Below are 12,111 nucleotides of genomic sequence, written 5' to 3' on the forward strand. Positions count from 1 at the left end.
ATCTATTTTCTCCCCGAAAACGCGAACACATCGACCGGCTCGTCGAGCCCCCGCAAGACATAGGAACCCAGATTTTCCATCTGGCCTTTACAGCCTGCCTTTTCGACGAAGGCTCTTGAGAGCAGCACCGGACGCTTCAGCTCCTTCGTAAGGGTTTCGAGCCGCGAGGCGATGTTGACCGCCGGTCCGATCACCGTGAAATCGAGACGCCTGCGCGAACCGATATTGCCATACATCACATCGCCGACATGGACGCCGATGCCGTAGCCGAGCGGATCGTGGCCCTTGCGCAGGTTCTCCTCGTTGAGAACGGCAAGAGCGGCCTGCGCCTCGCCGATGGCTCCGAGAAGCTGACTGCAGGCACACGGATTGCTGAGCGGAAAGATCGCCAGAAGCCCGTCGCCCATGAATTTCAGGATCTCCCCGCCGTGCCGTTCGATCGGTTCCGACATGGCATCGAAATAGCCGTTGAGGAGTTCGATGACGTCGTCGCGGGGCCACAGGTCCGACAGCTTCGTGAAGTCGCGCAGATCGCAGATGAGGATCGCGGCACCCACCGTCACGCCGCTGCCGCGCGTGGTCGCTCCGGCAAGGATCTGCTCGCTCGCATGCGGCCCGACATAGGTCTCGAGAAGCGTGCGGGCGAAGCGGTTTTTCAGCCGGATCTCGCTGACGAGCGCCAGGGCCGGCAGAATGTCCTTCAGGAAGGCGAGATCATCGGGGCTAAATCCGCCCGGCCTGTCGCTCGCAAAGGTCACCGCGTGCCGCTTGCCGAGCGTATGGAGCAGCGGCCAGATGATGTATTCGGTCAGTCCCTCCGCGCGCAGTTCGTCATAGAGCGGGTAATCCGGACCCGCGGCCATCGGGTCGTCAAGGCGTCTGCGCACCTCTTCCGCCCCCTCGTTGAAATCGCGCAAGGGGCTGCTCAGATATTGGGTGGTGTCCTCGACGCCATAGGCATAGGTATCGAGCTCCGCATCCGCCAGGCCCTTTCGCCACAGAATCCGTGCACCGATCCACTGCGGGTGGTGAATTCTGAAATGAAGCGTGGCGCGGGCGACGGGCACGCCCGCCTCCACCAGCCTGTCGCACATCTCCACGAAGATGTTGTCGATGAAGCGTTCATCGCGCGTCTCGATGACGAGCCAGTCGATGATCCGGCGCCGCCGCGCCGGCCATGTTCCCTCGCTTTCGCCGGGCAAAGGCGGGTGTGGCTCCGTCGGAGACTGAACCGCGACGTTCGCCTCGCTCGGATTCGTGATGGCCATTTCAAAACCCCAGGGATTGCTGCGCGGGCTCCGGCGGAGCGACCTTGACGCCTTCCATTTCGAGCATTCCGAGCTTCGTGGATGAACCGCCCGGCGCCGAGAAGCCGCCGATCTTGCCGCCGGCCGCGAGAACCCGATGGCACGGGATGATCAGTGCCACGGGATTCTTCGCCATCGCCTGGCCGACATCCCGGGCCGCCTCCGGGCCTGCGCCGAGCTCCTTTGCAAGCGCGCCGTAGGTCGTCGTGCTTCCCCACGGGATCTTTCGCGCGGCCTGATAGACCTTATCGAAGAAGGCGTCCTGTCCCTGCAGATCGAGATCGAAGCGGGAAAAATCGGTCTCCCTTCCCTCGAAATAGGCCTTCACCGCCGCAACCGCTTCGGCAACCCTCGGCGGTGGCTCTTGCGGGGCTCCGTCCGGCAAACGCCGCAGAAGCAGTCGCTCGGTGGATTCGGCGCTTCGCGTCGGCAGCTGGAAGCGCGTGATGCCCGCATCGCTCCAGGCGATGCCGCAGAAACCGCGCACGGTTTCGAAAATATGGTAGTGGTTCATGAGTTCGCTCTCCTCCAGCACCGCATGGCCGATCGAGGCACACCGGGTCGCTGTAGCGCTTCGAATTCCTTCATGGAGAATCGTGCGCCCGGGCCTTCAATTCAACCCGTTTTCCCTAGGGGGCGGCTAAAAAAGACCATCTGATTTTCGTCATTCATGCCTTGGCGCTCGCCGGATCTCTTGCGAGGATGCGGATAACTCGAACCGACCGGTGCATCGCTTGACCTCAAAAGTCGACTTCTTCGCGCGCAGCGCAGTCCAGGTGGCGGCTGATTTGATCGGCGCCGATTTCACCGTTTCCGGTGTCGGCGGAGTTATCGTCGAAACGGAGGCCTATCTTCCGGACGACGCGGCGTCGCACAGTTTTGCAGGCGCCACGGCGCGCAATCGCGCCATGTTCGGTCCGCCGGCGCATGCCTACATCTATCTCTCCTACGGCCTGCACTGGTGCCTGAATTTCGTCTGCCTGCCCGGCAGCGCCGTCCTGATCCGCGCGATCGAACCGAAATGGGGCATAGAGACGATGCGGGCGAGACGTGGCGTCCGTGAAGAGAGGCTGCTGTGTTCCGGGCCGGGACGTGTCGGACAGGCGCTGGCGATCAGCCGGGAGCTGGACGGATTGCCCCTCGGAGAGGAGCCGTTCCGCCTCACCCCGCCCTCCACGAAGCCACCGGTCGCCACCGGCATCCGCGTCGGCATAACCAAGGCGGCAGAACAGCCCTGGCGGTTCGGGCTGGCCGGCTCATCCTTCGTGAGCCGCAAATTCTGAAGCAGCTTCGCCGGTCCGGTGAAGCCGTTCCCCGATACCCGTTCAAGTTGACACGGAGACCCGCTTCTGTCCTTAAGCTACACCCCGGCGCGTCTTATCGGACGCGAAATATCGCTGTAGCACTTTGATCTTCTGCATGTCGTTGTCCTCCGATCGGATAGATTAAAGGACAAATGTATCGACGGTTCGATCAGAGCTGATCGTAAGTGGACGAGTTTGATGACATCGCGATGGACATGGTTGTTTTCGCAGATCACGCGGCGGATCTGGTTTCGAGCCACGCTTTTCTCCATTCTTGCGATTATAACCGCACTCATCGCAATTTTCCTTGGCCCGTTCATTCCGCGAGACCTTCCGAACCGAATAGGGGCGCACGCAGTCGACAACGTGCTGGGGATCATCGCTTCCAGCATGCTGACGGTCTCGACATTTTCGCTAAGCACGATGGTATCGGCCTACTCGGCGGCAACCAATAGCGTTACGCCACGGGCAACGAAGCTTCTCATGGAAGACAGCACGACACAGAACGTGCTCGCGACCTTCATCGGGTCGTTCCTGTTCAGCCTCGTCGGCATCATCGCTCTCAGCACCGGCGCCTACGGCGACCAGGGCCGCCTTATTCTGTTCGTGGTGACGATCGGCGTCATCGTCCTGATCATCGTGACGCTGCTGCGCTGGATCGATCATCTATCGCGCCTCGGACGCGTTACCGAGACGACGGAACAGGTCGAGGCGGTCACGATCGAGGCAATGCGATCGCGGCGGCTACGACCTTACCTCGGCGGAAACCGGTTGGACGATGCCGCACGCATCCCCGCATCCGCCACGCCGGTCTTTATCGACAGGATCGGCTACATCCAGCATCTCGACGTAAGCGGGCTTTCCGCCATCGCGAGCGATAGGAAGACCTGCATATTCGTCCGGTTGATACCGGGCCAGCTTGTCGATCCAAACCGGCCCGTCGCTTCCGTCGATGGCGCACAGGACGAGCATGTCCTTGCCGAGATCGCCAGGTGCTTCTCGGTGGGAGATACGCGTTCGTTCGATCAGGATCCGAGGTTCGGAGCGGCGGTGCTGGCTGAAATAGCGTCGCGCGCCCTGTCGCCGGCCGTCAACGACCCCGGGACCGCCATCGACGTCATCAGCCGTGCGTTGCGCGTGTTGGCCGTCTGGACCGAGCCCGTGGAGAAGGCGCTGCAGGACGAGGTGCTGTATCCAAAGGTCTACGTGCCGGCGATCGAGCTCGACGAAGTGTTCGACGATCTGTTCACGCCGATCGCGCGGGACGGCGCTGCTATCGTCGAAATAGGAGTCCGCCTCCAGAAGGCGTTCGGCACGCTCGCCAAATTCAACCAGGACCGGTTTCGCGATGCAGCCATGCGGCATTCGAAAGAAGCGCTCGAGCGAGCGGAAGCGGCACTTGGCATTGCCAGCGATCTGCAGAGGCTGAGGCGGGAGGCTGACAAGGTCGGGAATGGCTGACAACTACCGGTGTCCCAGAACATGAACACGCTATGGCCGCATGGAAAAGTCCCGCTAGACGAATTCCGGAAAAAGGCGCCCGCAGTTTTCCGCCCGCATCCCGCTCGAATTCTCTAAGATCGCGGATACAGTCGTTCAACGTCCGGAACATGAAGGTAGAGGAGGCGATTAGATGACGAAATCGAACATAGGCTTCATCGGGCTCGGATTGATGGGCCAAGGGATGGCGGCAAATATTCTGAAAAAGGGTTGGCCGCTCCAGGTGATGGCGCATCGCAATCGGGCGCCGGTGGAGACGCTCGTTGCCGAGGGCGCACGCGAAGTCAGGACGCCGCGCGAGATGGCGGAGCAATGCGACGTCATCGTCCTCTGCGTTACCGGCTCGCCTGAGGTCCTTTCGGTCATCGGTGGCCCGGAGGGCATTGCGAGCGCGGGCAGGCCGGTCACCATCGTCGATTGTTCCACATCCGATCCCTCCGTCACGACGAAGCTTGCAGCAGATCTCGCGGCAAGCGGCCTTACGCTGATCGACGCGCCGCTCAGCCGTACGCCGGCCGATGCCGCCGCGGGCACGCTCGATGTGATGGTTGGCGGCGCGGAATCAGACGTACAGCGCGTGTGGCCGGTACTCGAATGTTTCGCCGGTCGGATCATTCACACGGGGCCGACCGGCTCCGGTCACACGATGAAGCTGCTCAACAACTTCCTGTCGATGGGCTACGCGGCGCTCTATTCCGAAGCGCTGATGCTCGGACGCAAGGCCGGGCTGACGCCCGAGGTCTTCGACAGCGTCATTCGCGGCGGCCGGATGGATTGCCCCTTCTATCAGACCTTCTTCCGCTGGGTCCTGGAACGCGACCCGAACGCCCATAAATTCGCGATCCGCAACGGCTTCAAGGACATGAGCTATCTTGCCGGCTACGCCATTGCCGCCGGCGCCGCCAATCCGGTGGGGGCGGCCGTCCGGAACTCATTTGCACAGGCGGTCGGCGCGGGCCGCGGCGAGGACTATGTGCCGATGCTGTCGGATTTCATCGCCGAGGCGAACGGTCTCGAGTGAAAGCGCGGGCGAGCGCCCCTCGCCGGGCGCCATGACAGAATTCCATCAGCGGTGAAATGCAATCTTGCAGGGATGCAACATTGCCGCTGATCTGCGCCTTTGACTGCGTCTCGCGGAATGGTGAATGTGGCTGCGCCGGCAAATGGAACAAACGTTCCGGCATCACCGCATCACTATTCCCCCAGGAGACTTCCGGCATGACCGCCCTCCCCTTCGCCCTCAACCATATGGCCGCTCCCGGCCTCCCGGTCGACGCGTTCTTCTCGCTTGCGAGATCGCTCGGCATTTCCCTGGTCGAAATCCGCAACGACCTGACCGCCAACGCCATTGCCGACGGGACGCCTCCGGAGGAGGTGAAAGCCCTTGCGGAGAAGCACGGTCTGACGATCGTCTCGATCAATGCCTTGCAGCGCTTCAACGAATGGAATGAGCAACGGGCAGCCGAAGCGCGCGAACTCATCTCCTATGCACGCGACTGCGGTGTGAAGGCTCTGGTGCTGGTGCCCGTCAATGACGGCAGCGGCAAGGAGGACGGCCTGCGGCAAACCAACCTTCGGCAGGCGCTTGCGGCGCTGAAGCCGATGCTCGACGCGGCCGGCGTCACCGGTCTCGTGGAGCCGCTCGGCTTCGAGGTCTGTTCGCTGCGCTCCAAGGCGGAGGCCGCCGAAGCGATCCGGGCAGTCTCGGGTCAATCGAGCTTCCGCCTGGTGCACGACACGTTCCACCATCACCTTGCTGGCGAAGACCAGTTTTTTGCGGATCTCACCGGCCTCGTACACATCTCCGGCGTCATCGACGAAAACCTGGCCGTCTCGGATATGCGCGATCCGCATCGCGTTCTCGTCGACGCCGCCGACAGGCTGGACAATCAAGGCCAGATTCGCCGGCTGCGGGACGAGGGCTATGCTGGCCCCTTTTCCTTCGAGCCCTTTGCCCCTTCGGTGCACGGACTTGCGGACCCGGCGGACGCCCTGCGAGAGAGCATGGACTACCTTCGGTCGCGGAGCTGATCGCCACCGGCAGTGGAAAGAGCTGGATTCCAAACCGGCGCGCCCGGGCGCTCTTGACGGCATCCCGATAAAATGGAATACATATTCCGTAATGTCAAAACACTGGTTTTTTTATTCCGTTTTGATCGGAAGCGTAGCGGGAGTGCCGCTTCCGGTCGAAGTCTGAACGCGATCTCGGGAAGAAGGTCGCGTTCCCGGCCGAAGAAGGTGTGGCCGGCACCAAGTGGAGGAGAAGAACAATGAAGAAATTTTTCATAGGCACTGCGATGGCCGTCGTGATGTCGACGGCCGCGCATGCGGAGACCATCGGCGTGTCGATGGCGCTCTTCGACGACAACTTCCTGACGGTGCTGCGCACCGGCATGCAGGATTACGCCAAGACGCTCGACGGCGTCGAGCTGCAGGTCGAAGACGCGCAGAACGACGTCGCCAAACAGCAGAGCCAGATCCAGAATTTCATCGCCGCCGGGGTCGATGCCATCATCGTCAACCCGGTCGACACCGATGCGACCGCCGCAATGTCGAAGATCGCCGCGGATGCCGGCATTCCGCTGGTCTATGTCAACCGCGAGCCGGTGAACGTCGATACGCTTCCGGACAAGCAGGCCTTCGTCGCGTCGAACGAACAGGAATCCGGCACGCTGCAGACAAAGGAAATCTGCAAGATGCTGGGCGGCAAGGGCAAAGCCGTGGTCATGATGGGCGAACTCTCCAACCAGGCTGCCCGCATGCGCACCAAGGACATCCACGACGTGATCGCGACCGACGAATGCAAGGGCATCGAGATCGTCGAGGAGCAGACCGCGAACTGGTCGCGCACCCAGGGCTCGGACCTCATGACGAACTGGCTTTCCGCCGGCCTCGAATTCGACGCCGTCATCTCCAACAACGACGAAATGGCGATCGGCGCGATCCAGGCGCTGAAGGCGGCCGGCCGCTCGATGGATTCCGTCGTCATCGGCGGCATCGACGCAACCCAGGACGCGCTCGCGGCCATGGCGGCCGGCGACCTCGACGTAACCGTTTTCCAGAATGCAGCCGGCCAGGGCAAGGGCTCGGTAGACGCCGCGCTGAAGCTCGCCAAGGGCGAGCCAGTGGAGAAAAAGGTCTATATTCCCTTCGAACTCGTCACGAAGGAGAACCTGGAGCAATATCAGGCGAAGAACTGACCGGCGCTGCCGGGGGCGCGCGCAATGCCGCGCTCCCGAACGCCACGCCTGCTTCGGGTTCGCACCGAAGAAGGCATGCTCCGCCACCGCGTGGACATTCCGGTTGAACCGGAACATGGGAGGCAACGAGAATGACACTCAGTCCCACGACAATGGCAGCCGTGCGCGCCAGCGGCGCCGTTCCGAAATCCGAATACCTTCTGACTGCAGAAGGCGTTCGCAAGGAGTTTCCGGGTGTCGTCGCACTCGACGACGTGGAGTTCAAGCTGAAGCGCGGCACCGTGCATGCGCTCATGGGCGAGAACGGAGCCGGCAAGTCGACCTTGATGAAGATCCTCGCCGGGATCTATCATCCCGACCAGGGCGAGGTGAAACTCAGGGGCGCCGGCATCCGGCTGAAGTCGCCGCTCGACGCGCTCGAGAACGGCATCGCCATGATCCATCAGGAACTGAACCTGATGCCTTTCATGACCGTCGCCGAGAATATCTGGATCCGCCGGGAACCCAAGAACCGCTTCGGCTTCGTCGACCATGGCGAGATGCGCCGCATGACGGCAAAGCTTTTCGAGCGGCTCAAGATCGATCTTGATCCCGAGATCGAGGTCCGTCACCTCTCGGTCGCCAACCGCCAGATGGTCGAGATCGCCAAGGCGGTCTCCTACGAGTCCGACGTGTTGATCATGGACGAGCCCACCTCGGCGCTCACCGAACGCGAGGTGGCCCATCTGTTCGAGATCATCCGTGACCTGCGCTCGCAGGGTATCGGCATCGTCTACATCACCCACAAGATGAACGAGCTGTTCGAGATCGCCGACGAGTTCTCGGTTTTCCGCGACGGCAAATATATCGGCACCCACCTCTCGAACGAGGTCACCCGCGACGACATCATCCGCATGATGGTTGGACGTGAAATCACCCAGATGTTCCCGAAGGAGGAGGTGCCGATCGGCGACGTGGTGCTGTCGGTGAAGAACCTGACCCTCGACGGCGTCTTCCGCGACGTCTCCTTCGATGTGCGCGCCGGCGAGATCCTCGGCGTCGCAGGCCTCGTCGGATCCGGTCGCTCCAACGTCGCCGAGACGCTCTTCGGGGTCACGCCGGCCAGCTCGGGCACGATCGCGATCGACGGGAAAGAGGTCGTGATCGACAGCGCCAACAAGGCGATCCGCCACCGGATGGCGTTTCTGACCGAGGATCGCAAGGACACCGGCTGTCTGCTCATCCTCGACATTCTCGAAAACATGCAGATCGCCGTGCTGCAGGACAAATTCGTCAAGCGCGGCTTCGTCAGCGAGAGGGAGGTCACCGCCGCCTGCGAGGAGATGAGCCGCAAGCTTCGGGTCAAGACGCCGAACCTGCAGGAGCGCGTCGAGAATCTCTCGGGCGGCAACCAGCAGAAAGTGCTGATCGGCCGCTGGCTGCTCACCAATCCGCGCATCCTGATCCTCGACGAGCCGACGCGCGGCATCGATGTCGGCGCCAAGGCGGAGATCCACCGGCTGGTGACCGAGCTCGCCCGCAACGGCGTCGCGGTCATCATGATCTCGTCGGAAATGCCGGAAGTGCTCGGCATGAGCGACCGGATCATGGTGATGCACGAGGGCCGGGTCACCGGATTTCTCGACAGGGCGGAAGCCACCCAAATCAAGGTCATGGAGCTTGCGGCGCGATAGAGCGGGATGAGTGCGTGCGGCCTTCCGCACGCATTCCGCTCCGACCTTTGGAACCGATCAAGGCGAACTGCCGACCGCAGGGAGGAAAGAAGATGAATACCAATGTCGCAGCACAGGGCACGAGCTCATCCCTCGCCCGCTCGAGACGGCGCGTGCCGCCCGAGCTCAACATCTTCCTGGTGCTGATCGGTATCGCGCTCGTCTACGAGGTTCTCGGCTGGCTCTTCGTCGGCCAGAGCTTCCTGATGAATTCGCAGCGCCTGACGATCATGATCCTGCAGGTATCGGTGATCGGCATCATCGCCGTCGGCGTCACGCAGGTTATCATCACGGGCGGCATCGACCTCTCGTCAGGTTCGGTCGTCGGCATGACCGCGATGATCTCGGCGAGCGTTGCGCAGGCCTCCACCTGGCCGCGGGCGCTTTATCCGTCCCTGACCGACCTGCCGGCCATCGTGCCGATCTGCCTTGGCGTCGGGATCGGTCTTCTTGCCGGCTTCATCAACGGCCAGCTCATCGCCAGGACCAAGATCCCGCCCTTCATCGCCACGCTCGGCATGATGGTTTCGGCCCGCGGCGTCTCCAAGTGGTACACGAAGGGCCAGCCGGTCTCGGGCCTCACCGAGCAGTTCAACTTCATCGGCACGGGCATCTGGCCGGTGATCGTGTTCCTCGTCGTGGCGCTGATATTCCACATCGCGCTGCGCTACACCCGCTACGGCAAGTTCACTTACGCGATCGGCGCCAATGTCCAGGCCGCGCGCGTCTCCGGCATCAATGTCGAAGCGCACCTGGTGAAGGTCTATGCGATCGCCGGCATGCTTGCGGGCCTCGCAGGCGTGGTCACCGCCGCCCGCGCCCAGACGGCACAGGCCGGCATGGGCGTCATGTACGAACTCGACGCGATCGCCGCGACCGTCATCGGCGGCACGTCGCTCACCGGCGGCGTCGGCCGCATCACCGGCACGGTGATCGGCACGGTGATCCTCGGCGTGATGACGTCCGGCTTCACCTTCCTCCGGGTCGACGCCTACTACCAGGAGATCGTCAAGGGCATCATCATCGTCGCCGCGGTTGTCGTCGACGTTTATCGCCAGAAAGGCCGCAAAAAAGCATAAAAATACTGCTCCTCCTCGAAAGAACTGGCCGGGACGAAGACATTCATCCCGGCCCTTTTCTTTTCTCGTCATGGTACTGGGCCGCTATATTGTCGCGAATGACATATGCTCGTCTTGCAAGGCAGCCCCTTTGGCTGCCCTATGGCTTCCGCTGCGCCGATAGACTATATCGCCGAAATGAAAAACTATCGGAGAATTACCATGTCCTCGCAGCGCCAGCTTGCGAAACACGCCCGGTCCAGCTTCCTCCTCCAGCTCTGGAGCGCGATGATGCGGGTCCAGACCCGCGAAACGGCGGCCCTCTTCAGCTCCCGCCAACGTTAGGACAGGTACTGCGCTGCCGGCCATGTCTCAGCGGTCGAGGGCGATTGATGGTGTGCCGCTCACTGCCTCGCAGTCATTGGCAAAATCAAGCCCCACTGCGTCTCTTGAGGTGGTCCGAACGGCTCGAAACCCAGTTTCCTGTAGACGGCAATCGCCCGTTCATTGGCCGGGTGCGGATCGGTGCCGATAACCGGTACCCCCGCATCGAAGAGAGCCTTCATTCTCGCCCCGATAAATGCTGTCCCGTGCCCGACCCCGATCATTTCGGGGTCTCCTATGTATTGATCGATCCCCCGCGATCCCTTGGGAAGCTTGGCGAAATGGTGATTTTCCCAGCCGTGGACGGTATAGTCCTGCATGAACGCAAAGGGGCGTTCGGCGGTTGAAACAATCCAACGCGCCACGCGAGGGTCAGCCAGGTCTGCTGCATCGTGCGACCCGTCCGAGCCCCACCATGCGCGGACATGCGGGTTCGATCGCCATGCTGCGAGCAAAGGGAGATCATTCACCGTCGCTTTGCGAAAACTGTATCGGTCGGCCGCCGTCATTCAACGAACTTAGCACGTCGCTGGCCGGTAGAAACAGGCCCTACCTCGCTTCAGCCAGGCTCGCTGCCATGCGACTCTGGCTGAGCGCTTATGAGCCACCACCTAGCTCGCCAGGACGAGCCCTCCGTAACGACTGATTTCCTTCTCGATTTCGGCGACGAGCGTTTCGAGCGCGGAATTTCTCGCCTTCCTGGCGCGGCGCACGACATAGGCCAAGGCAGGCGGCGCCGGCAGGTGCTCGGAGACGATCTGCATCTCGGGGCGCAGGTGGCGGCCGCTCAGAAGCGCTACGCCCATGGCCGAATTTACCGCGGCCACGATGCCGGCCGCGCTTGCACATTCGAACACGGTTTCAAGAACCACCCCTCCATCCTGTCCGATATCGAGCGCCCATCTTCGGTAGAAGCATTCGTCATCGAAGGACAGGAAGGGTATCGGGCCTTGCTGCGGCAGCGACAATTCCGGATGCTTGACCCAGTGAAGCTCCTCGCGGAACAGGACGACGTCGGTCGGTCGGACCTCATGAGCGAAGACCTGCAGGATCGCAGCCTCCAATTCGCCCCGATCCAGCATTGCCCGCAGGACCAAACTCATGCGGACCTTGGTGCGGACGGCGACGTGAGGATGCAGGCGGCGAAATCTCGCTAATATGCGCGCAAGATCGCTGCAGGCGGTGTCTTCGGTCAGGCCGAGAGCGATGCGCCCCTTGAGCGACGTTTTCGACAAACTCAGAAGCGCCTCGTCATGCAGCCCGAGGATTCGCCCGGCATAGTCCAGCAAATCCTCCCCGGCCGCGGTGAACATCGCTCCCCCCGGCTTGCGGCCGAGCAGGTCGCAATCGAGGCTCGTCTCGAGCCGTTTGACCTTGTGGCTGACGGCTGACTGCGACAAACCCAGGGCCTCGGCCGCGCGCGTGATCCCCCCGTGATGGCGGATCGCCCACAAGGCGCGCAGCGCATCGATTTCCAAACGTCGGCCGTTGAGCTCTTTCATCGCGATCCCCGTCATGAATATTGCGTGAATTATGCGGACCAAGTGCCAATTTGGCAATTTCACATTGCCGATCCGGCTGCGATGTCATGTTGTTATCGAAATTTGTCATGTGCAAAAGGGATCACCGCCACCTAAGGCTGGAAA

At 62.1% G+C, this 12,111-nt stretch carries 11 protein-coding genes; 7 read left to right on the top strand and 4 right to left on the bottom strand.

Going from position 1 to position 12,111, the window contains the following annotated elements; translation table 11 throughout:
• Positions 1–2 precede the first annotated feature (2 nt).
• Both AC5J09_RS09955 and AC5J09_RS09960 read right to left on the bottom strand, forming a co-directional pair.
• Positions 3–1,268, bottom strand: coding sequence for an adenylate/guanylate cyclase domain-containing protein (locus AC5J09_RS09955; protein ID WP_324764546.1), 1,266 nt, complete (start codon positions 1,266–1,268; stop codon positions 3–5).
• Position 1,269: 1 nt separating this feature from the next.
• A complete protein-coding gene (locus AC5J09_RS09960; RefSeq protein WP_324764545.1) occupies positions 1,270–1,821 on the bottom strand; it encodes a methylated-DNA--[protein]-cysteine S-methyltransferase in 552 nt (183 codons plus the stop codon).
• A gap of 211 nt (positions 1,822–2,032) precedes the next feature.
• Between AC5J09_RS09960 and AC5J09_RS09965 the strand changes: the two genes are divergently transcribed.
• The 7 genes from AC5J09_RS09965 (at position 2,033) to AC5J09_RS09995 (ending at position 10,102) form a co-directional block, all read left to right on the top strand.
• Entirely contained in the window at positions 2,033–2,590 is a 558-nt protein-coding gene (locus AC5J09_RS09965; protein ID WP_324764544.1) for a DNA-3-methyladenine glycosylase, read from the top strand.
• A 219-nt stretch (positions 2,591–2,809) separates the two neighbouring features.
• A complete protein-coding gene (locus AC5J09_RS09970; protein ID WP_324764543.1) occupies positions 2,810–4,072 on the top strand; it encodes a DUF2254 domain-containing protein in 1,263 nt (420 codons plus the stop codon).
• A gap of 172 nt (positions 4,073–4,244) precedes the next feature.
• Positions 4,245–5,132 carry an NAD(P)-dependent oxidoreductase gene (locus AC5J09_RS09975; RefSeq protein WP_324764542.1) on the top strand — a complete coding sequence of 296 codons (888 nt, stop codon included), beginning with the start codon at positions 4,245–4,247 and terminating at the stop codon, positions 5,130–5,132.
• 197 nt (positions 5,133–5,329) lie between these two features.
• Positions 5,330–6,142 (top strand): TIM barrel protein, encoded by an 813-nt coding sequence (locus AC5J09_RS09980; RefSeq protein WP_324764541.1) that lies wholly within the window; start codon positions 5,330–5,332, stop codon positions 6,140–6,142.
• Positions 6,143–6,381: 239 nt separating this feature from the next.
• Positions 6,382–7,311 (top strand): sugar ABC transporter substrate-binding protein, encoded by a 930-nt coding sequence (locus AC5J09_RS09985; RefSeq protein WP_100671316.1) that lies wholly within the window; start codon positions 6,382–6,384, stop codon positions 7,309–7,311.
• Positions 7,312–7,442: 131 nt separating this feature from the next.
• Positions 7,443–8,984 carry a sugar ABC transporter ATP-binding protein gene (locus AC5J09_RS09990; protein WP_275599423.1) on the top strand — a complete coding sequence of 514 codons (1,542 nt, stop codon included), beginning with the start codon at positions 7,443–7,445 and terminating at the stop codon, positions 8,982–8,984.
• A gap of 92 nt (positions 8,985–9,076) precedes the next feature.
• On the top strand, positions 9,077–10,102 hold the full coding sequence (locus AC5J09_RS09995) for an ABC transporter permease (protein ID WP_018096205.1): 1,026 nt from the start codon (positions 9,077–9,079) through the stop codon (positions 10,100–10,102).
• Positions 10,103–10,485: 383 nt separating this feature from the next.
• Here AC5J09_RS09995 and AC5J09_RS10000 read toward each other — a convergent pair whose 3' ends face one another.
• Both AC5J09_RS10000 and AC5J09_RS10005 read right to left on the bottom strand, forming a co-directional pair.
• Positions 10,486–10,974, bottom strand: a complete 489-nt coding sequence (locus AC5J09_RS10000) for a GNAT family N-acetyltransferase (RefSeq protein WP_324764540.1) — start codon at positions 10,972–10,974, stop codon at positions 10,486–10,488.
• A 102-nt stretch (positions 10,975–11,076) separates the two neighbouring features.
• Positions 11,077–11,967 carry a LysR family transcriptional regulator gene (locus AC5J09_RS10005; RefSeq protein WP_198516670.1) on the bottom strand — a complete coding sequence of 297 codons (891 nt, stop codon included), beginning with the start codon at positions 11,965–11,967 and terminating at the stop codon, positions 11,077–11,079.
• Positions 11,968–12,111 lie beyond the last annotated feature (144 nt).

The sequence above is a fragment of the Sinorhizobium sp. genome, assembly GCF_059070375.1.